At 48.8% G+C, this 22,283-nt stretch carries 15 protein-coding genes; 4 read left to right on the forward strand and 11 right to left on the reverse strand.

The window, feature by feature from the left end; all coding sequences use genetic code 11:
- Window positions 1-114 precede the first annotated feature (114 nt).
- Window positions 115-2,103: a site-specific recombinase gene (locus HMPREF2608_RS05505; protein WP_070826250.1), complete on the forward strand. Its 1,989-nt coding sequence runs from the start codon at window positions 115-117 to the stop codon at window positions 2,101-2,103.
- 65 nt (window positions 2,104-2,168) lie between these two features.
- Here HMPREF2608_RS05505 and clpP read toward each other — a convergent pair whose 3' ends face one another.
- The 10 genes from clpP to HMPREF2608_RS05555 all read right to left on the reverse strand — a co-directional run bounded on the left by clpP (window position 2,169) and on the right by HMPREF2608_RS05555 (window position 14,467).
- Window positions 2,169-2,789 (reverse strand): ATP-dependent Clp endopeptidase proteolytic subunit ClpP, encoded by a 621-nt coding sequence (gene clpP, locus HMPREF2608_RS05510; RefSeq protein WP_003683589.1) that lies wholly within the window; start codon window positions 2,787-2,789, stop codon window positions 2,169-2,171.
- An 89-nt stretch (window positions 2,790-2,878) separates the two neighbouring features.
- Entirely contained in the window at window positions 2,879-4,189 is a 1,311-nt protein-coding gene (tig, locus tag HMPREF2608_RS05515; protein ID WP_070826251.1) for a trigger factor, read from the reverse strand.
- 192 nt (window positions 4,190-4,381) lie between these two features.
- Window positions 4,382-6,826, reverse strand: coding sequence for a DNA translocase FtsK (locus tag HMPREF2608_RS05520; protein WP_070826252.1), 2,445 nt, complete (start codon window positions 6,824-6,826; stop codon window positions 4,382-4,384).
- A 188-nt stretch (window positions 6,827-7,014) separates the two neighbouring features.
- Window positions 7,015-7,566: a hypothetical protein gene (locus HMPREF2608_RS05525; protein ID WP_070765493.1), complete on the reverse strand. Its 552-nt coding sequence runs from the start codon at window positions 7,564-7,566 to the stop codon at window positions 7,015-7,017.
- A gap of 36 nt (window positions 7,567-7,602) precedes the next feature.
- Window positions 7,603-7,956: a nucleolar protein gene (locus HMPREF2608_RS05530; protein WP_070826253.1), complete on the reverse strand. Its 354-nt coding sequence runs from the start codon at window positions 7,954-7,956 to the stop codon at window positions 7,603-7,605.
- Window positions 7,957-8,003: 47 nt separating this feature from the next.
- Complete coding sequence (locus HMPREF2608_RS05535) at window positions 8,004-9,923, reverse strand: ATP-binding cassette domain-containing protein (RefSeq protein ID WP_070826254.1); 1,920 nt, start codon at window positions 9,921-9,923, stop codon at window positions 8,004-8,006.
- A gap of 171 nt (window positions 9,924-10,094) precedes the next feature.
- Window positions 10,095-10,862 (reverse strand): amino acid ABC transporter ATP-binding protein, encoded by a 768-nt coding sequence (locus HMPREF2608_RS05540; RefSeq protein WP_070826255.1) that lies wholly within the window; start codon window positions 10,860-10,862, stop codon window positions 10,095-10,097.
- A 9-nt stretch (window positions 10,863-10,871) separates the two neighbouring features.
- Window positions 10,872-11,588, reverse strand: coding sequence for an amino acid ABC transporter permease (locus HMPREF2608_RS05545; RefSeq protein ID WP_049336124.1), 717 nt, complete (start codon window positions 11,586-11,588; stop codon window positions 10,872-10,874).
- Window positions 11,578-12,402, reverse strand: coding sequence for an amino acid ABC transporter substrate-binding protein (locus HMPREF2608_RS05550; RefSeq protein WP_004520598.1), 825 nt, complete (start codon window positions 12,400-12,402; stop codon window positions 11,578-11,580). Before HMPREF2608_RS05550 ends, HMPREF2608_RS05545 begins: the two co-directional genes overlap by 11 nt.
- A 154-nt stretch (window positions 12,403-12,556) precedes the next feature.
- The gene (locus HMPREF2608_RS05555; protein WP_070826256.1) at window positions 12,557-14,467 is read right to left on the reverse strand and encodes an alpha-amylase family protein; all 1,911 of its coding nucleotides are present in this window, start codon (window positions 14,465-14,467) and stop codon (window positions 12,557-12,559) included.
- 667 nt (window positions 14,468-15,134) lie between these two features.
- Between HMPREF2608_RS05555 and HMPREF2608_RS05560 the strand changes: the two genes are divergently transcribed.
- From HMPREF2608_RS05560 to HMPREF2608_RS05570, 3 genes are read left to right on the forward strand one after another with little or no spacing between them, the layout of a single operon-like run.
- The gene (locus HMPREF2608_RS05560; RefSeq protein WP_049344813.1) at window positions 15,135-15,914 is read left to right on the forward strand and encodes a (Fe-S)-binding protein; all 780 of its coding nucleotides are present in this window, start codon (window positions 15,135-15,137) and stop codon (window positions 15,912-15,914) included.
- Complete coding sequence (locus HMPREF2608_RS05565) at window positions 15,911-16,612, forward strand: LutC/YkgG family protein (protein ID WP_070826257.1); 702 nt, start codon at window positions 15,911-15,913, stop codon at window positions 16,610-16,612. Before HMPREF2608_RS05560 ends, HMPREF2608_RS05565 begins: the two co-directional genes overlap by 4 nt.
- Window positions 16,609-18,063 carry a LutB/LldF family L-lactate oxidation iron-sulfur protein gene (locus tag HMPREF2608_RS05570; protein WP_070826258.1) on the forward strand — a complete coding sequence of 485 codons (1,455 nt, stop codon included), beginning with the start codon at window positions 16,609-16,611 and terminating at the stop codon, window positions 18,061-18,063. Before HMPREF2608_RS05565 ends, HMPREF2608_RS05570 begins: the two co-directional genes overlap by 4 nt.
- 187 nt (window positions 18,064-18,250) lie before the next feature.
- On the opposite strand, the gene HMPREF2608_RS05575 is transcribed toward HMPREF2608_RS05570, so the two are convergent.
- The gene (locus tag HMPREF2608_RS05575; protein WP_070826259.1) at window positions 18,251-22,084 is read right to left on the reverse strand and encodes a DUF3683 domain-containing protein; all 3,834 of its coding nucleotides are present in this window, start codon (window positions 22,082-22,084) and stop codon (window positions 18,251-18,253) included.
- Window positions 22,085-22,283 lie beyond the last annotated feature (199 nt).

A 22,283-nucleotide genomic window follows, 5' to 3' on the forward strand; every position in this document is an offset into this window, starting at 1 on the left:
TTTAGAGAATATTAATTGAAAATCTTGTACCATAGGTTGACAAAGAATGCGATATAATCGGACCTGTTTGCCGAGGTTCTTGCTAAATATCTCATTTTGTGTAATAATACTACAATGCAAAAACTGACTAATCAAAATCTTCACATTATTTTGTCGGAACGCTTAAATGATACCGACTTTGTTCTTATTCTCAATGCATTAATCAAATTTTTGCGCCGAGGAGGCAAAAAACAGGCTTCCGAACGTTTCGATTTGATTTTATCTACTTTAAAACAAGATGATGCTTTATGCCGTCAATTCAGCCTGCGCTTCTATGCCTGGCTGTCCAAAGTTCACATCTATCCTGCGCTGATTAAGCTTGGTATTTTCTCGCGCCATAGTTTTACTCGGGAGATGGGCATACGGATTTACGAACGTTTCAGCCCGTCTTATAAAGATTTTTCCAATCTGCGCGAAGTGTTTTTGTATCTTTTCCATTCGAAAAACGATGATAAATGGTTGCAAACCCTGAGTTTGCGCCAATGGTTGAGCATGTATGAATTGTTGCAGGGCAAAGCGGATCCTGCTTTGCTTCAGACGGCCAGCCGACAGTTGGCAGATGCCCGTTTGCGAGCGGTGGAAATGCTGTCGATTTGGATTGCTTCCGAAGCGATTGAGCCGGATTTAATACGGATTGCTCCCCGTTTGTTGGAGGCGGATTCGGCATTTGTTGCTTTGCAACGTGAAATTGCAAAATTGGTAGAACACTATCGCCACAGTGAAGAAACTTACGATACGGCGCACTTGGAGGTCATGTTTGACCAGTGTGATAAGCAAATTGAGTATCTGCGTCGTCGTGGTACAGGAGCGGGATCTGGCTCATCAGTTAAAGTAGCGCACTTGCTGGAGCGTTTGCAGCAAACTATCAGCCGTCTGAAACTGTTGACCAATATTCAAATTGAAACCGGCAGCCGCACCCGCTTAACCATCAATCTGATGAATGCGATGATTTACGCGGCAGTAGAGCAATACAGCACCAGCCACTTGCGTAAAAGCAGTATCCGAATGCTGGCACGCAGTATTACGGAAAACAAAAGCCACCATGGCGAACATTATATTACGCGCAACCGTAGCGAATATTTCAAAATGTTTTATTCCGCAGCAGGAGGCGGCGTAATTATTGCTTTGATGGCATTGAATAAAATCCATATTGCGTCTTTGGGATTCGGCGAGTTTACTACTTCATTTCTTGCCGGACTTAACTACGGCTTAGGCTTTATGCTGATTCATATGCTGCACTGCACCGTTGCGACTAAGCAGCCTGCCATGACGGCGGCGAGCTTTGCCGAGCAGGTGGACTCAAATGAAGGCAGTAAAGCGGTGGACAACAAATTGGCAAAATTGCTGATTGATGTGTGCCGTTCGCAAAGTGTTGCCGTGTTTGGCAATGTATCGATTGCCGTATTGTTGGCGGCGGGGATCGCTTGGGGTTATGCCTACACGCATGGTCAGCCTTTATTAAACGAGGCGGTTACAGCCTACCAGCTTAAATCTATTGAGATTTTTACCCAGCCGACCTTATGGTACGCTGCTATTGCCGGAGTATGGTTGTTTTGTTCGGGGATTATTGCCGGCTTCTTTGACAATCGTTCCGATTATCTGAACCTGCGTCAGCGTCTGCCGTTTAATCCGTTGTTACGAAAAATCATGCGCCCGCAGCCACGCCGCCTTCTGGCCGCTTATATTCATAAGCATTACGGCTCGCTTATGGGCAATTTTATTTTCGGTATGCTTTTAGGTATGACCGGCTATTTTGGCCATCTTTTCGGCTTGCCGCTGGATATTCGCCATGTGGCGTTTTCTTCGGCAAATTTGGGTTATGCCGCGATTAGCGGTCATGCAGATATATTCACTTTTATGCTTGGCTTGGCAAGTGTATTGGCAATCGGCATGGTGAATCTGGTGGTCAGCTTTTCTTTAGCTTTGGCCGTTGCGCTCCGCTCTCGAGGCACGCGTTTGGGCAGTATGCGTAATCTGCTGAAGAGTTTCTGGAGTCAAGTGAAAGCCAATCCTTTGATTTTGCTGTATCCGGTTCAAGTGAATAACAAAGACAACACGAAGTAAGATTGAAGAAAGGCCGTCTGAATATATATTTTTCAGACGGCCTTTTGATTTAAAAACTATAAAGATTAGGCTTGCAGAGAGGCGCGGTTTTCCAAAACTTGGTCAATCAAACCATATTCTTTAGCTTCATCGGCAGACATATAATTGTCGCGGTCGGTATCGCGTTCCAAGTCGGCCAAATCGCGATCACAATGTTTGGCGAGTAAGCGGTTCAGTTTCTCTTTGATTTTCAGCAGCTCTTTAGCGTGAATTTCAATATCGGAAGCCTGACCAGCCAAGCCGCCGCTGATGAGCGGTTGGTGAATCATGATGCGGCTGTTTGGCAGGGCAAAGCGTTTGCCTTTTTCGCCTGCGGACAACAGGAATGCGCCCATACTTGCCGCTTGACCCAAGCATAAGGTAGAAACATGAGGCTTGATGAAGTTCATAGTGTCGTAAATCGACATACCGGCAGTAACCGAACCGCCCGGAGAGTTGATATAGAAGAAGATATCTTTATCTGGGTTTTCGCTTTCCAAGAACAGTAATTGCGCAACAACCAGATTGGCAGATTCGTCTGTCACCGGGCCGATTAAGAAAACGATGCGCTCTTTCAAAAGGCGTGAGTAGATGTCGAATGCGCGCTCGCCGCGACCGCTTTGTTCGATAACGGTAGGGACAAGGTAATTATTGAAATCGAAGGACATTTTTGTCTCCTGTTAATGATGGAAAAGCACCAAAGCATTTAAAGCGCTTCGGTGCTTTTGATTGTCTGTTTCAGACGGTCTTGGAGCAATTAAGCTTGTGCGCCCATTACTTCGTCAAAAGACAGCGCTTTTTCAGTTACTTTAGCTTTGCTCAGAACGAAATCAACAACGTTGCTTTCTACTGCCAAAGAAGTCGGACCTTGCAGGCGGGAAGGCTCTGCGTAGTACCAGTCGATAACTTCTTGAGGATCTTCGTAGCTTTCAGCGAAGTTGGCAACAACAGCTTTGATTTGGTCTTCAGTTGGCTCAAGTTTGTTTTCTTCAACCAATTTAGCCAGAATCAGACCCAAAGAAACGCGGCGTTCTGCTTGTTCTTTGAACATATCCAAAGGCAGATCCAAGTTTGCAGCGTCAGCCATACCTTGGTTAACGAAGTTTTGTTTCATTTCGTTTGCCAAGCGGGCGGCTTCTTCGTTGACCAAAGCAACAGGAACTTGCAAATCGGCTGCTTTGAGCAGGGCGTTCATTACAGATTCTTTGGTTTGTTCACCGATGCGGCGCTCAACTTCGCGGCTAACGTTTTTCTTCACTTCTTCGCGCATTTTGGCAACGTCGCCGTCTTCAATACCCAAAGCTTTAGCGAAGTCTGCATCAACTTCAGGCAAAGTAGCTTCAGAAACGTTGTTCAGAGTGATGGTGAATACGGCAGATTTACCGGCAACATCTTTACCGTGGTAGTCTTCAGGGAAGTTTACGGTAACATCTTTGCTTTCACCGGCTTTCATGCCGACAACACCGGCCTCGAATTCAGGCAGCATTTGACCTGCGCCCAATACGAAAGCGTAGTTTTTAGATGCGCCACCAGCGAAAGGCTCGCCGTCGATTTTGCCTTCAAAGTCAATGATGACGCGATCGCCGTTTTGGGCTTCGCGGTCAACATGGTTGAAGCGGGTGCGTTGTTTACGCAGGATTTCTACAGTTTGGTCAACTTCGGCATCGCCAACAGTCGCAGTAACTTTTTCTACTTCTTGGGCAGACAGGTCGCCAATAGTTACTTCAGGGAAAACTTCAAAAATAGCGGCAACTTTGAAAGACTCTTGATCGTCTTGTTCTTCAACGCCTTCAAAGCGCGGGTAACCGGCAACTTTCAATTCTTGAGCAACGGCAACTTCGTAGAATTCGCGTTGTACCAATTCGTTGATAACGTCGTTTTGTGCGCTTGCGCCGTACATTTGGGCAATCATTTTGAACGGTGCTTTACCCGGACGGAAGCCGTCAATTTTTGCGCGGCGTTGGGTTTGTTTCAGTTTTTTCTCAGTTTCTGCGTTGATTTTGGACCAAGGCAGAGACAATACTACTTTGCGTTCCAGATTTTCTAAAGTTTCAACAGTTACGCTCATCGTAAGCCCTTAAATTTGTTGTGTTTAAACGGTTATCCTTCTGCTCAGTATTCCGAAGAATTTCGGAAGCGTGCATAAGGTCAAAATTTAGTTGCTTAGTATAACACAATGTTTCACGAATAACATAAAAAGGCCGTCTGAAAAGTAGGAAATTCTTTTCAGACGGCCTTTGTGTTTCGATATTGTTGTTTTTTACAGCTGGTCTTTTTGAGCCAGAATCCGTCGGCTGCCGTTGATGTCTGCCGGAGAAAGAACACCGGCATTTTCAAGCGCATCTACCAAATTAGCGGCTCGGTTGTAGCCGATGCGTAATTGGCGTTGGAGTGCGGAAATGGAAGTTTTCCGGCTTTCCAATACGAAGGCGACGGCTTGATCAAATAACTCATCGCTGTTTGCGTTCGGATTGACAATATTGGTGGTTTCGATGGCTGCTTCGCCACTGAGCAGACCTTCCACATAATTGGTTGGAGCCTGTTCTTTGACGAAATTGACGACCTGATGCACTTCATCATCGGAAACAAACGCACCTTGCAGGCGTGTTGGTTCTGCGCTGCCCGGTTGCAGGAATAATGAGTCGCCGTATTTGAGCAATTCGTCCGCACCCATTTGGTCAAGAATGGTGCGGCTGTCGATTTTGCTTTGTACGGTAAAGGCCATGCGTGTCGGAATGTTGGCTTTAATCAGGCCGGTAACCACATCAACGCTTGGGCGTTGGGTGGCGACAATCATGTGAATGCCTGCAGCACGTGCTTTTTGGGCAAGGCGTGCGATTTGCTGCTCAACGGATTTGCGTTCGGTCATCATCAAGTCAGCCAACTCATCGATAACGACCACAATCAACGGCAGTTTTTCCAGAGGCTCGGGATCATCAGGATTTAAGCTGAACGGATTGAGTAATGGTTTGCCTGCTGCTTTGGCTTGTTCGACTTTTTGGTTGAAACCGTCCAAATTACGCACACCGGCATGGGAAAGCAGGCGATAACGTTTTTCCATTTCAGCAACACACCAGTTCAACGCTTGTCCTGCCTCGCGCATATCGGTCACAACCGGGCATAGCAGGTGCGGAATGCCGTCATAAATGCTCAATTCCAGCATTTTCGGGTCAATCATGATGAAGCGGACTTCGTCGGGCGTGGCTTTGAAGAGCATGGACATAATCATGCCGTTCACACCGACGGATTTACCCGATCCGGTCATACCTGCAACCAAAAGATGCGGCATTTTTGCTAAGTCGCCAACCACAGGCGTACCTGCAATATCTTTACCCAAAGCAACGGTCAGTTTGGACTTGGCGTCGGTAAACACGGGAGAAGAGAGGATTTCGCTCAACATCACGTCTTGGCGTTTCTCATTGGGTAATTCAATGCCCATGGTGTTTTTACCGGCAATGGTCTCAACAATGCGTACGGCTTGCAGGGACATCGAGCGCGCCAAATCTTTGGACAACGCGACAATTTGGCTGCCTTTGACACCTTGTGCCGGTTCGATTTCGTAGCGGGTAATCACAGGGCCGGAAGTAGCGGAAACAACCTGTACGCCGATGCCGAATTCAGCCAGCTTGGCTTCGATCAATTCTGCGGTTTGTTGCAATTCATCCGGATTGACGGCAACCGGTTCTTCAGACGGCATACGCAACAGGTTTATGTTGGGCTTGTGGTATTCGCCGTTGTTTTTAGGTTCTGTATCGTCAAACAGGGAAGTTTGGATTTTAGGGGGCGGCGCAACGGATACGGCAACAGTTTTACGGTTGCTGCTGCTGCCTGCCAACGGAGCAACCGGAGTGGCGGTAATGGTTTTGGCCTCTTTAACCATGCGGCGCGTATTTTGAGTTTCCAAAGCTTCGGTGCGGACATCTTCTTTTTTATTTTGGAATTGAGACAGTTTTTTCATCAAATTGCCAAACAGACCGCCCATATGGCTGCCGGATTTGGCCATGACTTCCAACCATGACACCTGAGCCAACAGGGAAATGGACAACAGCAACATCACGAGCATAATCAACAGGCTGCCCGACTTACCCAACAGCCAAGCCAGGCCTGAGCCGGCCAATAAGCCGACCAAGCCGCCGGCGCCAACGGGAAGGGATTCGCTCAATGCGTTGTCAAACAGAAAATGTTCGATAATCGGGCTGCACACCAGCAGGAGAAACAATGCCAAAGCGGCTACGCCGTGATTGTAGGGCTTGTGGTTTTCCTGCTTTTTCATGGGGCGGAAATTTTTGTAGAGGAAAACGCAAGAGGCGGCGATCCACCACCAAAACGATAGGCCGAACAAATAATATCCGACATCGGAAAGATAGGAGCCAAAGAGGCCGCCGAGGTTGGCAACATCATTGCTTTTGGGAACGCTGCGCGACCATGCAGGGTCGTCCATGCTGAAGCTGGCCAGGGAAATGGCCAGATAAATGGTGATAACCAAGCCAAACAGCCATAAAGCATCATTAATCAAGTTGACGACATGCTCGGGACGCGCTTTTTTTTCTTCGTTTTTTTGCAGCTCTTTGGCGGCTTTCAGGCGTTGGGAGACTTTATTGTCGGCTTGAGTTTGTGCTTTAGTGGATTTGCGTGTGGTCGGTTTGGCTACCGGTTTGGTAGAGACGCGTTTTTTTGTTTGGGTTTTAGAAGATTTTGCAGTCATGAGATAAAGGCCGTCTGAAAAGACCGGAGGTAATGTGCGTAAAGGGCAAATTATACCGTATTTACTAGGCACAAGAAATTGAAACGGGCGTAATCATTTTAGGATTCAGGCCGTCTGTTCGGCGTGACGAAAATTTTGGATTTCGTTTCCACCTGTTCAGACGGCCTGATGTTTTGATTGATTTGGACTTACATTCTGCCCAGTTCGCGCTGGAGGGCTTGAATATTTTTCTCCCTATCCAAAACCGCACCTTGCAATGTGCTGATGGCCTGTTGATTGACGCTGCCGCCTTTGGCTGTCCGTGCTTGGCTCAGTTGCTTTTTGGCATCGGCCAAAGCCGCGCGTTCATTGGATAACTCGGTTTCCAAAATAGAACGGCGACTGTTGACGCCGGAGGATTTTGGAACCGGAGGAGGAGCTGTTTCAGAAGCGGTGCGGACAGGGGCAGGTTTGGGTGTTGCCTTATTGTTGGATTTTGCCGCTGTATTTTTGCTTTTTGCCGGAGCAGTTTGTGATGTCGGCGCATTGAGTGTAGGCGCATCGCTAACCGGGGCATCGTATCGGCTGCTGCTGTATTTGCCGACAATCGGCAAGTCGTTGACGGCTTGGCAGTTTCCGCTTGGGCGCGAGGTATAGACAATCGAGCCGTTGACTTCGCAGGTGTAGATTTTTGCGGCGTGGGCTTGGCTGTTGAAAACAGCAAGCGGCAGCAGGGATAGGGTAAGCAGATATTTTTTCATGATTCAGGTAGGGCTGATTCGTTGCAGTTGAGCATTTTATTCTTGTTCAGACGGCATGGGCTGCTGTTTTTTAGCTTTTTTACCGTTCTTGTTTTTGCTCGGTTTGTCGGCTTTTTTCTCTTGTTTATCGGATTTTTCCGCGCGTGCCTTTTTCTTAGGCTTTGCACTTGCGCGTTCATCAGAGGCATTGAGGCTGCGGATGTTGAGGTGGTAACCGCTGCCTTGATGGCCACTGATTTTAGGCAATTCGGCCTGTGCGCAGGAGGATTTGGGTTCGGAAGTATAGCTGCCGTTGCCGCAGGAATAAACTGCGGCGGCTGCGTGAAGAGAAATGCCCAAGACGAAAGAGGATACGAGGAAGTATCCGGCTTGTTTGATGGTTGAAGTCATGTTTTTCCGTATTGTGTTTTATTTCAGACGGCCTGATGGCTCTATTTTTATTGGGAAAACTCGGCTTCGACATCCACTTGGATTTGCTCAAGCTCTTCCTGCCATTGCAGCCAGTTTTCTTCCAGTTGCGTTAATTTTACTTTAGTTTCTGTTAATTGTGCGAGTGTCTCTTGCAATTTGGGTTTATTTTCTTCTGAATAAGCAGATTCTTGTGCCAAAAATGCTTCACAGGCCGTCTGAATATCAGTCAATCGTGCGATTTCTTTTTCAGCTTTGTCGATTTTCTGCTGAATCGGTTTGCTGCGTTTGGCTTTTTCCTGACGGATTTGTGCTTCTATGCGCTTGGTGTCCTTACGGCTTTGGCTTTGTGCAGAAGCGGCGGGGGCTGCTGCGGCGTTTTCTTGTGCCAATCGCCATTGACGGTAGTCGTTCAAATCGCCGTCGAAGTTGTTCAGACGGCCTTTGTCGATAAGGAGGAAGCTGTCGGTAGTCGCTTCAAGCAGGCTGCGGTCGTGCGATACGACAATCAATGCGCCTTGAAAACTTTGCAGGGCAAGTGTCAGGGCGTGGCGCATATCCAAGTCTAGGTGGTTGGTCGGTTCGTCAAGCAGCAGCAGATTAGGTTTTTGCCAGATAATCATGGCAAGGGCAAGCCGCGCTTTTTCCCCGCCGGAGAACGGCTCGGTCTTTTGAATCGCCATATCGCCGACAAAGTTGAAACCGCCTAAAAAGTTGCGGATTTCCTGTTCGCGGACTTCGGGCGAAAGCTGCTGGATATGCCAAACCGGACTTTGGTCGGCGCGTAAAGTATCCAGTTGATGTTGGGCAAAATAGCCGATATTGAGCTTTTCGGATCGGACGATATTGCCGGAAAGTAAATCGATTTTTCCTGCCAATGCTTTGATAAATGTGGATTTACCGCTGCCGTTCACACCCAACAGGCCGTAACGTGCGCCGCTTTCCAGAGACAAGGTGATATCGTGCAAAACGGTATTGTCGCCATAACCTAAGTCGGCATGGTCGAGTTTCAATAATGGATTGGGCAGGTGTGTCGGATTGGCAAACTCAAAGGAAAATTCGCTATCCAAATGCGCAGGGGCGATGCGCTCGAGTTTGGCTAATGCCTTCATGCGGCTTTGAGCTTGTACGGCTTTTGTAGCTTTGGCTTTGAAACGGTCGATAAAGGATTGCAGATGTTTGATTTGCGCCTGCTGTTTGACGTAGGCGGCTTGTTGTTGCGCCAGACGTTGGGCGCGTTCGGCTTGGTAGAAATCGTAATTGCCGCCGTATTGGGTCAGTTTTTGTTGCGACAGTTCGATGGTGTGCGTGGTGGTGGCATTCAAAAAGTCGCGGTCATGGGAGATGATGATTTGCGTACAGGGCAGGGAGGCGAGATGGTTTTCCAGCCACAGTACGGTTTCTAAATCCAAGTGGTTGGTCGGTTCGTCCAAAAGCAGCAAATCGGCACGGCAAATCAGTGCTTGGGCAAGGTTGAGGCGCATACGCCAGCCGCCGGAAAAAGATTTGACGGGGCGGGTATGCTCTTCTTGTGCAAAACCCAAGCCGTTAAGCAGTTTGGCAGCGCGTGCCGGAGCGGTATAGGCATCGATTTCTTCAAGTTTGGCGTGATATTCGGCTTGTTTCATGCCGTCGTTTTGCGCTTCTGCTTGTGCTAGGGCCGTCTGAAAAGCCTGCAATTCGGCATCGCCTTGCAAAACGTAGTCTAAAGCGGAAATATCTAAATCAGGCGTTTCTTGAGAGACGGAAGCCAGGCGCCATGTTTTTGGAATCAGGATTTCGCCGCCATCTTGAGTGATTTCACCTTTTATCAGCGCAAACAGGCTGGATTTTCCCGTACCGTTTTTACCGATTAAACCAACGCGTTGGCCGGGGTTGATTACGGCATCGGCTTTATCGAGCAGGACTTTCAAACCGCGTTGCAGGGTGAGTTTTTTGATTTCTATCATGATGGCAGGCAAGGGGGTAAGTAAAACGAAAGGCGTTATTTTACCTGAAAAGACATATAAAAGGCCGTCTGAACAAGTATGAAAACGAAATCAACGATTTCTATTTCACTTATTCAGACGGCCTTTATGAAATGACAGTAGGAAATGCTTTCAAATTGTCTGTCGTTTCAATTAAATTTGAAGATCGCCATTGTCCGCACGGATTTGGCGCAGGAATTTTTGTGTCCGCTCATGTTTGGGATGATTGAACAAATCTTGCGGGCTGCCTTGTTCGACAATAACGCCGCCGTCCATCACGACGACGGTGGTTGCCACTTCCAAGGCAAATTTGATTTCATGCGTAACGACAACCATGGTCCAGCCTTCTTGTGCCAATTCCTTCATGGTATCCAAAACATCTTGCACCAATTCAGGGTCAAGCGCGGAAGTCGGTTCGTCAAACAGCATCAATTCAGGCTGAATCGCCAATGCTCGGGCAATGCCGACGCGCTGCTGTTGACCACCGGAAAGCTGGTAGGGGTAGAGGTCAATCTTATCGCCCAAACCGACTTTTTTAAGCAATTTGACAGCCTCTTCACGCGCTTTGGCGACAGGCTTGCCTTGTACGGCAACCGGCCCTTCCATAACGTTTTCCAACGCAGTTTTGTGCGGAAAGAGGTTGTATTGTTGGAACACCATGCCGGACTTGCGGCGCAGTGCCAAAATATCGTGTTTGCTTGGTTTTTTGGAAAAATCGATGCTTAACGGCTGCGCATTGTCAAACTCGATCTGACCTTGTTCTGGCATTTCCAAAGCATTTAAACAGCGTAAAAACGTGGTTTTGCCTGAGCCGGAAGGGCCTAAGATGACAACCACTTGTCCTTTGCCGACATCCAAATCGATGCCGCGCAAAATGGTATTTTCGCCAAAGGTCTTATGGATATTGCGGATTTTAATCATGACAACTCCTTATTTGGCAACATAGCGGTCGAAACGTTTTTCCAAACGCGCCTGAATCAGAAACAGCACTTTGCAGAAACACCAATAAACCAATGCGGCTTCGATATAAACGGGTAAAAAGTCATAAGTACGGTTTGCTGTCTCTTGGGCAACACGGAAAAGCTCGGTTACCGTTACCACTGCGGCAAGCGAGGTGTTTTTGAACAAGCCGATAAACTCGTTGCTTAAAGGCGGTACGGCAACGCGGAATGCCTGTGGCGCGACAATGCGGCGGAAAGTCTGCATATAGGTCATGCCGATGGAGAAACCTGCTTCCCATTGGCCTTTAGGTACGGACAAAATTGCCGCGCGTATGGTTTCGGAAGCGTATGCGCCAACATTGAGCGAGAAGCCGATGATGGCGGCAGGAATCGGGTCGATATAGATGCCGACGGAAGGTAAACCGTAGAATACGATGACCAACTGTACCAAAAGCGGCGTACCGCGAATGACGGAAATATAAAATTCCACCAGCTTCAGCAAGCATTTTTGGAAAATGCCACCGGAGGGCATGATTCTTACCAAAGCAACGGCTACGGCAATAATCATGCCGATAACGAAAGAAGCGATCGCCAAAGGCAAAGACACTGCGAAGCCGGCTTTAACCATGGGCCAAAACGCGCTGATGAGCATATCAGCGCGTGTTTCCGTCATAAACGGCAGAGAAGCAAGGAAATTATTTAACACTGATGTCTTTTCCGAAGAATTGTTCGCCCAGTTTTTTCAGCGTGCCGTCGGCTTTCAGCTCAGTCATGGCAGTACTGAATTTAGCCAATGCTTCATCATTGCCTTTATTGACAATCAGGCCTGAGCCGACTTTTTCGTCAGCAGGGGCAGACCAAACGATTTGTACGCCGGCATTTGGGTTTTTCTTCAGGTAGTCCAATACCGCCAATTCGTCGTTCAGGGTTGCGTCGGCACGTTTTTGTTCAATCAGGGTCAGAGATTGCGCCAAGCCATCCACCGGTACGAGTTCAGCTCCTGCTGCTTTGGCTTTTTCGCCATAGTTGCTGGTCAGGGATTGTGCGGTTTTTACGCCTTTGATGTCGTCGATGGATTTGATATTGCTGTCTTTACGCGCGACTAAAACAGCACCACTCCAGCTGTAGGGTTCAGATTTGTCAAAAGTCGCTTGACGCTCAGGGCTGGTCAGGCCGACTTGGTTGGCAACCACGTCGAAACGGCCGGCTTTCAAACCTGCCATCATGGAGTCCCATTGTGTTTCTTTAAATTCGACTTTTACGCCCAGTTTGTCGGCGACTGCGCGGGTTACTTCAACATCGTAGCCGGTCAATTTGCCGTCTTTGTCGTGGTAGGTGAAGGGTGCGTAAGTACCTTCCGTACCGACAGTGATGGTACCTTTGTTGTTGATTCGCTCAATCAGTGAGCCGGAGGCCGAACCAGATTGTGCCGGAGTAGAAGAAGCTGAGTTGCTGCCTTCTCCGCCGCAAGCAGCCAAAACTACTGCAGCGATGCTGCCGAGTACGAATTTTTTCAACATGGATTTTTACTCCTGACTTTAAGTGTGTCATTTAGTATTAAAGCATGCATTCTAAGCGAAACTGCCCAAAATACAAAATACATCTTATGCCTTAAAAGGCCGTCTGAATGCTGATTTGTTCAGACGGCCTTCAATGATGTATAAAAAATTCAGCTTATGCAATTTCAAGCCACATGACTTGATAGGGTTGCAGTACCAAGTCCTGATTCAGAGAAACGGTTTGACTGCTGATCAAATCGTGCGCTTTAAACGGCATGGCCTGCAGGGTGTGTGCACTGATGGTTTGCGCATGTTCGCTGAAGTTGCCGAATACCAAAAGCGCGTTGTTGCGCATATAGCCGATGATGTGTTTGTTGTTGGTGTTGAAGGTAACCAACCTGCCGCCATTAAAGCGCGGATTGCTTTGGCGGATGGAAATCATATGGCGTAAACCTTGGAAGATTTGACCGGCAGTGGTCGAGCTGTCATGGCGTTGGTTGTACAACTCCTCATTGTAACGAGGACGGTGTGCCCAGCGGCTGTCATCGCTCTTGTTGCTGTCTTGAGACCAGTCATCGTCATTGAGCGTACCCACTTCGTCGCCTAGGTAAATCAGCGGCAGGCCGCCGGTACTCAAAGCAATGCTGTACAAAAGTTTGATGCGGTCAACGGCATGCGGATCGTTTTGAGCCAAGCCGACCAATGCTGCTGCTGTACCACTGACACGGCAGTCACCTGTGCTTGGGTTGTATTGGAATGGTACGCCACGCGCGAAGCTGCCGTCAAAATGGTTGACGAAGAAGCGGTTGAGGAATTGGCGGTGGTCGTAGCCGTGGATGCCGAATTGCGATGCGTCTTCGTCGGCAAACGTCCAGCCGATGTCGTCATGGCTGCGGACGTAGTTGACCCATGCGGTATGGTCGGGCAGGTTGTGGCGGTAGGAGAGGGCTTGGTGGAGCAGGTTGACTTCGCGGGTGGCGAGAGTGTTCCACAACAATGCCATTTGCAGAGGGTTGTAGCCGATTTGGCATTCATCTTGGCTGATGTATTGGACAACTTGGTCGGGGTGGACAATGGCTTCGGATTTGAAGAACACGGCCGGGGCGGCAATACGCATGACGGAGTTAAACGCACGAATCAGAGCGTGTGCCTGAGGCAGGTTTTCGCAGCTTGTGCCCATTTGCTTCCAAATAAAGGCAACGGCGTCCATGCGCAGAATATCAACGCCCAAGTTGGCAAGGAACATCATTTCGCCTGCCATGGCACGGAATACCCACGGGTTGCTGTAATTTAAGTCCCATTGGAAGGAGTTGAACGTCGTCCATACCCAGCGTCCGTCTTCCAGTTGGGAGAAGCCGCCCGGATGTTGGTCAGGGAAGATTTCACGCAGGGTGCGGTCGTATTGGTCGGGCATCCAGCGGTCAGGGAAAATATAGTAGAAGTTGTCGTAGAGTGGATCGCCGGCAGCGCAGCGTTTTGCCCATTCGTGTTCGTTGGAAGTGTGGTTGAAGATGAAATCGACAACGGCGGAAATGCCTGCTTCGTGCAAGGCGGCAATGACATCGCGCAAGTCGTCTATTGTACCCAGTGCTGGATTGACATCGCGGTGGCTGCTGACCGCATAGCCGCCGTCGCTTTTGCCTTCAGGGCATTTAAACAGGGGCATCAGGTGTAGATAGGTCAGGCCCAATTCTTGGAAATAAGGGATTTTGGCTTTCAACCCTTGCAGATCGCCTGCGAACAAATCGACGTAGCACACGCCGCCAACCTGTTTGTTGGACAAAATCCAGTCAGGATCGTTTTCTCGCGCGATATCAATATCTTTTAAAGATGCGTTGCGTTGGGAATAGCTTTGCCATGCTTGGGCAATCAGTTGCTCCAGCATAGGGAGGACGGCTTCGTTGTTGTTGTATACGTTGTCCAGCTCGTGCATCAGTTTTGGGAAGTGTTCCTCAAGTCGTCTGTCAAACTGTTTCCAGTCTTCAGATGTCTCGATGCTTGCACGCTGTTCGGGGGTATAAATCGATAGGGTGCGTTCTTTAAGGTGATGCAAGGTCAAATCAACCTGTTGAGTCTGGGTCAACATAATGCCTACTCCGAAATTAAGGTGAAATTGTTTTGAAGCTTGGTTTCACTTCTTTTGCAAATCCATGCCGATTGTGGGTGGCTAAGACTGTAATTTTGCGTCAAGAAATTGTCTCAATGATACTGGAAGTGCTTGAGTGTGCATAGGGTTTTCGCGGTTAAGAAGGACGATTTTTCAAGTGTTTGATTTTGATTAAAAGTAGGATTAAGCAGATGGAAAGTAGCCTTTTGACGAACTTATCTTTCAGATGGCCTGAGTTTGTGAGAAAAACTTTTATTTTTATTATCTTAGATATCTTTTTATTCCAATATGGCCGTCTGAAACATTATGTACAGCATAGTGGATTGCTTGTTTCGTCTAAAAACGTGTCACAGAGATTAAGTTCATGACTTCTGATGTACATCAAGATTCTATAAAGAGGCAGTTATTGTATTTTAAATAGAGTGGGAATGTACAAGTTTCATTTATTAAAAAATGAATCCATCAGTTTTCTTATTGATAGTGGTTATTATGTAGATTATCAAGTTAATAAGGAAAAGGTGTTTGTCTGGTTTGTCATGCTTTTTTAATATTATTTTTTAAAATTAGACTTGACCCATTACAAGCAATTACTTAAAGTACCCATCTTATTTTTACACAAGAAAACGGGTTGTCCCGTTCCGAAAAAATGAGCGCAATCAAACCACCACAAATCACCGTATTCGACAGCAAGCCAACCGATGCTTATTTCTTCGGTACTTGCGTTCTCGACCTTTTCATGCCTGAAGCCGGTATGGATGCCATCACTTTAATCGAACAACAGGGTATCCGTGTCCATTATCCAATGGAGCAAAGCTGCTGCGGTCAACCGGCTTATTCGTCAGGCCATCCTAAAGAAGCCTTTGATGTTGCCAAAGCGCAACTGGATTTATTCCCTGAAAATTGGCCGATTGTCGTGCCTTCCGGTTCTTGCGGCGGGATGATGAAACACCACTGGCCGACTTTGTTTAAAGGTACCGAGTACGAACAAAAAGCCATTGATTGCGCCAACCGTATCATTGAATTTACCCACTTCCTGCTGGCGATTGGTTACAAACCTGAAGATAAAGGCGAGCCGGTTAAAGTGGCTGTCCATACTTCCTGCGCGGCACGTCGTGAGATGAATGTCCATTTGTCAGGCTGGCAGCTGATTGACGGCATGGAAAATGTTGAACGTATCGTCCACGACCATGAAAGCGAATGCTGCGGTTTTGGCGGTACATTCTCTGTGAAACAGGCTGATATTTCCGGCGCGATGGTAACCGACAAAGTTGCAGCACTGAAAGAAACAGGCGCAACTGAAATTATCAGTGCGGACTGCGGCTGTATGATGAATATCGGCGGCAAAATTGCCAAAGATGAACCCAATATGCCACGTCCGAAACATATTGCATCTTTCCTGTTGGAACGTACCGGAGGTAAAGCATGAGCGCGCGCGAAAATATTTTAGCGAAATTGAAAAAAGCCGATGCCTTGCCGATGGAAGAGCCACCGGTTTTCGATTATTACCGTGAAATGGGTGTTTCTTGGGCAAACGATGTCGAGCGTTTGAAACATTGGGCGGCTGCCATGCGTGCCGTTAAAACTGAAATTTATTGGGTTACCAAATCCAACTGGCCTCAAGTATTCCGTCAAGCAGCCGCAGGCAAAGGCTTGAAAAACATTCTGCTCCCATTGGAAACAGAACATGGTCAGCTGGCTCGTGCAGCTTTGGCCGATACCAATATTGAACCTCGTGGTTTTGAGCGAAAAATCGACGACTGGAAAAACGAATTTTTTGCCGATATTGAGGCTGGTTTTAGCGGCTCTAAATGCGGTATTGCCCGTACCGGTACGATTATGCTGAAGTCCAGCTCTGTCGAGCCACGCAGCCTGAGTTTGGTTCCGCCTGTACATTTCTGCCTGTTTGACACCAGCAAAATGTACAACGAATTCCATAATGCTGTTGAAGGCGAAAAACTGGTAGAAAAAGGCATGCCTACCAACGTTATTTTGATTTCCGGCCCGTCTAAGACTGCCGATATTCAATTGACTTTGGCCTATGGTGCACACGGCCCGCGCGATTTGGTGGTTTTGGCCGTTCTGCCTGATCATATTTCCCCTGCCGATTTGGAGGAAAAAGCATGAGTTCCCAAACCATTAAATTCCATATGAAGCCGGAAACGTTCAAGCAAAACGCTGCGATTTCTTTGCAAGACAAACCCCTGCGTAAAAGCTTACGCACGGCGATGGATATGCTGATGACCAAGCGCAAAGCTGTTTTGACAGATGAAGAAGAGCTGCAAAGCCTGCGTGACTTGTGTGAGCATGTCCGTCAACGTTCGTTGTCCAAATTGCCTGCATTGTTGGAACAATTGGAAGAAAACCTGACCAAGCTGGGCGTTAAAGTCCACTGGGCGGAAACACCTGCCGAAGCCTGCCAAATCATTCACAACATCATTACCGATAAAAACGGCAAGCTGATGGTGAAAGGCAAATCTATGGTCAGCGAAGAGATTGAGCTGAACCATTATCTGCAGGATCAAGGCATCAAAGCGATTGAGAGCGACTTGGGCGAGTTTATCGTTCAAATGGCCGGTGAGAAACCAACCCATATCGTGATGCCTGCCATTCACAAGACCAAAGAGCAGGTTAGCGAGCTTTTTCATCAAAACCTTGGCACGCCGTTAACAGACGACGTAGACCAACTGACCGGATTTGCGCGTAAAGCATTGCGCGATATTTACAGTACTGCCGATGTCGGTTTGAGCGGCGTGAACTTTGCTGTCGCGGAAACAGGCACTTTGTGTCTGGTCGAAAACGAAGGCAACGGCCGCTTGAGTACCACTGTACCGCCTGTGCACATCGCCATTACCGGTATTGAAAAAGTGGTTGCGAAGCTGTCGGATGTTCCGCCTTTGTACAGCCTGTTGCCACGCTCCGCCATCGGTCAGAACATTACCACTTATTTCAATATGATTACCGGCCCTCGCCGTAGCGAAGAGCTGGACGGCCCTCAAGAAATGCACTTGGTACTGCTCGATAACGGCCGTAGCCAAGCATATGCAGAAGATCAAATGCGCCGTACTTTGCAATGTATCCGTTGCGGTGCGTGTATGAACCACTGTCCGGTTTATACCCGTATCGGTGGCGCGGCCTACGGTACGACTTATCCCGGCCCGATTGGCGAGATTATCTCTCCGCATTTGTTAGGTTTGGATGTGACACGCGATCTGCCGACTGCGTGTACCATGTGTGGCGCCTGCGTTGAAGTTTGTCCGGTACGCATTCCGATTACTGAACAAATGCAACGTCTGCGTGTTGAAGCACAACGTTCGCCAACAGAAACCGTTCCACATCCTATCCGTGGTCAAGGTGCATCGCATACTTTCGGCGAACAAATGGCATGGCGTACGTTTAACGGTATTTTCAGCGGCAGTAAAGCTTATCGAGCATTCGGCTGGGCTGCTACCAAATTCCGTGCATTGACGCCAAGCAAGCAGTTAAGCTGGACCAATAACCATGTTCCGATGAAACCTGCCAAGCAAACATTGCATGAGATGATGGCAGAAAGAAAACGTCAGCAAGAAAAAGCATAAGACTTGAAAATAAAACCTGGGGGATAAAAGCCTCAGGTTTTATTTTTTATTGAATGGTGCTGATGTGGTATTGCTATTTGTAAAGGCGTTTGATTTGATTATTTTATCTTAATTCTTTTGAATAAAAAGGCCGTCTGAAAGATTTTCAGACGGCCTTTATTACAGCCAAAAGTTTTTGTCTAAGTCCTTAGAGCAATACTTTTTCTACACCGCCGTTATTGGCTTTTTTCACAAACTCATCCAGCCAGTTTTCGCCGAGGATGTGTTTCGCCATTTCGATGACGATGTAGTCTGCAGGCATATTGTTGTCGTCGGCGTAGCGGCTTAAGCCTTGCAGGCAGGCTGGGCAGGAGGTGAGCATTTTGACGGGTTCGCCCTGCGGCAGCTCTTTGAGGTTTTTCTCAATTTCCTCTTGTTTGCGGAACTTGACCTGAGTGGCAATGTCTGGTCGTTTGACGGCAAACATACCGGACTCGCCGCAGCAGCGGTCGCTTAAGACGACTTTCTGTCCCATAAGGCTGCTGGCCATTTGGGTGGCGTTCATGGTTTTAATCGGTGTGTGGCAAGGGTCGTGGTATAGGTATTGCTGACCTTGTACGCCGTTTAGTTGCACTCCTTTTTCAAGCAGATATTCGTGGATGTCGATGATACGGCAGCCTGGGAAGATTTCCTCAAAACGGTATTTTTCCAGTTGGTCATAGCAGGTACCGCAACTGACGACGACAGTTTTAATGTCGAGGTAGTTGAGGGTGTTTGCCATGCGGTGGAAAGCCACGCGGTTGTTGGTGCTCATTTCTTCGGCTTTAGCCTTATTGCCGCCTGCGTCTTGAGGATAGCCGCAACACATATAGCCTGGCGGCAGGACGGTTTGTACACCGACATGCCAGAGCATGGCTTGGACGGCGAGTCCGATTTGGCTGAACAGGCGCTCAGAGCCGCAACCTGGGAAGTAGAACACGGCCTCGGCATCTTCCGGAGAAGCCGGATTGCGGATGATAGGAATACTTTTGTCGTCTTCTATACCCAGCATGGAGCGCGGAGTTTTGGCAGGCACGCTTTTGGGTAAAGGACGGTTGATGAAATGGATAACCTGTTCTTTGATTGAGGCGGTACCGACAGTGGCTTTCGGTTCGGCTTTTTGCTTTTTAGTGCCAATCGGAAGAAGCTTGCCGATTTTGTAGGCGAAGTTCTGGGCGGGGAAGCCGGTCTGTATCATGGCGGCGCGAAGGGCTTTGATGGTTTTTGGGCCTGTGGCGTTCAAAAATGCCATGCCCATTGAAGCCGCAGGCGCAAAGCGTTTGTGGCCGGAATCGGCAAGGTAGTTGCGGACGGCTACGGTAACGTCGCCGAAGTCGATGTTGACAGGGCAAGGTTTAACGCAGCGGTGGCACACGGTGCAGTGGTCGCCGATGTCCATCAGTTCTTCAAAATGTTTGACGGAAACGCCGCGACGGGTTTGTTCTTCGTATAAGAAGGCTTCGGTCAACAAGCCTACGCCGAGGATTTTGTTGCGGGGGCTGTACAGCAGGTTGGCACGCGGAACGTGAGTAGAGCAAACAGGTTTGCATTTGCCGCAGCGCAGGCAGTCTTTGACGGAATCGGCAATGGTGCCGAGGTCTGATTTTTCCATAATCAGCGATTCCGCCCCCAAGAGCTCGAAAGACGGCGTATAGGCGTTGCGTAAGTCCGAGCCTTTCATCAGTTTGTGACGGTTGAAGGTGTGTTTCGGATCGACTTGGTTTTTGTAGTTCCAAAACGGTTGCAAATCTTCATCGGTCAGGAATTCGAGCTTGGTGATGCCGATACCGTGTTCGCCCGAAATCACGCCGCCGAGCGAGCGGGCGATTTTCATGATGCGTTCCACAGAACGGTAGGCCGTTTGAAGCATCTCGGCATCGTCTGAGTTAACCGGAATGTTGGTGTGGACGTTACCGTCGCCGGCGTGCATATGCAGGGCGACGAAGACGCGGCTGCGTACGGTTTTGGCGTGGATTTTGCCCAAGCCTTCGATAATTTTGGTGTCGGTTTTGCCGCTGAAGATTTCAGAAAGCGGCTTCATTACATCTGCTTTGACAGACACGCGCAGGCGGAAATCGCGGAAGGCAATAAAGCAGCTTTCATTGTCTTTGGCTTCGGGCGCGGCGTGGACGGCTGCGCCATAGTGAGCCTTATAGTCGGCAAGCGGCGCGTCTAAGTTATCAAGCAGCCATTCCCAACGCGCTTTGACGGCAGAAACGTGGGCTAGGGCGTGTTTGCCGCGTTCGCCCAATAGTTCGGCGGTTGGCAGGTCTGTTCCCATTTTGTCGATGGGGAGTTTGCCGGACAGATATTGCTCCAAGGCGGCACAGAGTTTGAGCTTGTTTTGGATGGAAAGCTCAATGTTGATGCGTTCGATGCCGTCTGAATACTCACCGAGTCTTTCGAGTGGGATTACCACGTCTTCATTGATTTTAAAGGCGTTGGTGTGTTTGGCTATGGCGGCGGTGCGGCTGCGGTCGAGCCAGAAGGTTTTGCGCGCTTCGGGCGATACGGCGATAAAGCCTTCGCCGTCACGGGCGCTGGCGAGTTCGCAGATGTGTTCGGCGGCTGCCTCTACGGCGGCTTCGTCGTCTGAAACCACGTCTGCCAACAAGACCATTTTCGGTCGGCCTTTGCCTGCCGCTTTGGTGGCATAACCGACAGCGCGGACGTAACGCCAGTCCAAATGCTCCAAACCGGCCAGTCGTACGCTTTCATGGGCAAGTAGGAAATCGCGGATTTCAACAATGGACGGGGTAGCGGTGGCTACCGTACCGAAAAACTCCATACACACGGTGCGCGTGTATTTCGGCATTTTATGCAATACAAAGGCAACGCTGGTGATGATGCCGTCCGTGCCTTCTTTTTGCACGCCGGGCAGGCCGCTCAAGAATTTGTCGGTAACGTCTTTGCCCAAACCGACTTTGCGGAATTTGTGGCCGGGGATTTCCAAACGTTTGGTATTGACGATATTGCGGCCGTCTGAATCCAGCGTATGTACGTCAAACACGGCGGTTTCTTCATCGTGGATTTTGCCGAAATTGTGGCGCACGCGCTCGATACGCAACCATTCGCCTTGAGGATTGACCATGTTCCAGTAGGCGAGGTTGTCCAAGGCAGTACCCCACAGCACGGCTTTTTTACCGCCTGCGTTCATCGCCACATTACCGCCCACGCAAGACGCATCGGCGGAAGTCGGATCAACGGCGAACACTAAACCTGCCTGATGCGCGGTTTCTTCTACCCGGCGGGTTACTACGCCTGCGCCGCAATGGATAATCGGATGTCTGCCGTCCAAGCCTGCCAGCTCAACGTATTCGACGCCGCGATGCTTGTCGAGTTTTTCGGTATTGATGACTGCGCTGTTTGCGTCCAAAGGTACTGCGCCGCCGGTATAACCCGTACCGCCGCCGCGCGGGATAATAACTAAGTCCAACTCGATTAAGGCGCGCACTAAAGGCGCGATCTCTGCCTCGGTATCAGGATTGACGACGACAAATGGATACTCCACGCGCCAGTCGGTCGCATCGGTAACGTGCGTTACGCGAGCCAAGCCGTCAAACATGATGTTGTGCGGCTTGGTGATTTTGCTTAAGCGTTCCAAAATCTGATGGCGTTTTTGGCTGGTTTCATCAAAACTGCTATCAAAACGCTCGACTGCTTTTTCTGCTGCGGCAACCAAGACATCCACTTGCCGATTATCGTCGCGGCGTTTGCGGATTTCATTTAAGCGATGGCGCATTTCGCGTACCAACGCGGCGCGGCGTTTTGGGTGCTCCAGTAAGTCATCAACCAGATACGGATTGCGCGCGACCACCCAAATATCGCCCAATACTTCAAACAGCATTCGTGCCGAACGTCCTGTTTTGCGTTGACCGCGCAGGTCTTGCAGGATTTGCCACGCTTCGTTACCCAACAGTCGGATGACGATTTCGCGGTCGGTATAAGAAGTATAGTTATAGGGAATTTCTCGAATACGCTGAGGGGCAGTAGTCGTGGTCATGGTCGTGTTCCGTTGATGGATGTAATGTTTTTATATTAAAGGCCGTCTGAAAAATGCAATTTCTTCTTGATGGCGTAAAGTGTTAATGTAGTGTAATTTCCGATATTTTTCAACGGAAAAGACAATAAACATTTCAATGGGAATGATTTGCAACTAGGTAATATTGTTTACAATCTTGTCGTGTAAATGGTTTTCAGAC

It is taken from the genome of Neisseria sp. HMSC064D07 (assembly GCF_001837185.1).
GTDB lineage: Bacteria > Pseudomonadota > Gammaproteobacteria > Burkholderiales > Neisseriaceae > Neisseria > Neisseria flavescens_C.

Excerpts from the sequence above, each read along its gene's own strand:
- HMPREF2608_RS05505 (WP_070826250.1), top strand. The coding sequence starts at position 115 with ATGCAAAAACTGACTAATCAAAATCTTCACATTATTTTGTCGGAACGC.
- clpP (WP_003683589.1), bottom strand. The coding sequence starts at position 2,789 with ATGTCCTTCGATTTCAATAATTACCTTGTCCCTACCGTTATCGAACAA.
- tig (WP_070826251.1), bottom strand. The coding sequence starts at position 4,189 with ATGAGCGTAACTGTTGAAACTTTAGAAAATCTGGAACGCAAAGTAGTA.
- HMPREF2608_RS05520 (WP_070826252.1), bottom strand. The coding sequence starts at position 6,826 with ATGACTGCAAAATCTTCTAAAACCCAAACAAAAAAACGCGTCTCTACC.
- HMPREF2608_RS05525 (WP_070765493.1), bottom strand. The coding sequence starts at position 7,566 with ATGAAAAAATATCTGCTTACCCTATCCCTGCTGCCGCTTGCTGTTTTC.
- HMPREF2608_RS05530 (WP_070826253.1), bottom strand. The coding sequence starts at position 7,956 with ATGACTTCAACCATCAAACAAGCCGGATACTTCCTCGTATCCTCTTTC.
- HMPREF2608_RS05535 (WP_070826254.1), bottom strand. The coding sequence starts at position 9,923 with ATGATAGAAATCAAAAAACTCACCCTGCAACGCGGTTTGAAAGTCCTG.
- HMPREF2608_RS05540 (WP_070826255.1), bottom strand. The coding sequence starts at position 10,862 with ATGATTAAAATCCGCAATATCCATAAGACCTTTGGCGAAAATACCATT.
- HMPREF2608_RS05550 (WP_004520598.1), bottom strand. The coding sequence starts at position 12,402 with ATGTTGAAAAAATTCGTACTCGGCAGCATCGCTGCAGTAGTTTTGGCT.
- HMPREF2608_RS05555 (WP_070826256.1), bottom strand. The coding sequence starts at position 14,467 with ATGTTGACCCAGACTCAACAGGTTGATTTGACCTTGCATCACCTTAAA.
- HMPREF2608_RS05560 (WP_049344813.1), top strand. The coding sequence starts at position 15,135 with ATGAGCGCAATCAAACCACCACAAATCACCGTATTCGACAGCAAGCCA.
- HMPREF2608_RS05565 (WP_070826257.1), top strand. The coding sequence starts at position 15,911 with ATGAGCGCGCGCGAAAATATTTTAGCGAAATTGAAAAAAGCCGATGCC.
- HMPREF2608_RS05570 (WP_070826258.1), top strand. The coding sequence starts at position 16,609 with ATGAGTTCCCAAACCATTAAATTCCATATGAAGCCGGAAACGTTCAAG.
- HMPREF2608_RS05575 (WP_070826259.1), bottom strand. The coding sequence starts at position 22,084 with ATGACCACGACTACTGCCCCTCAGCGTATTCGAGAAATTCCCTATAAC.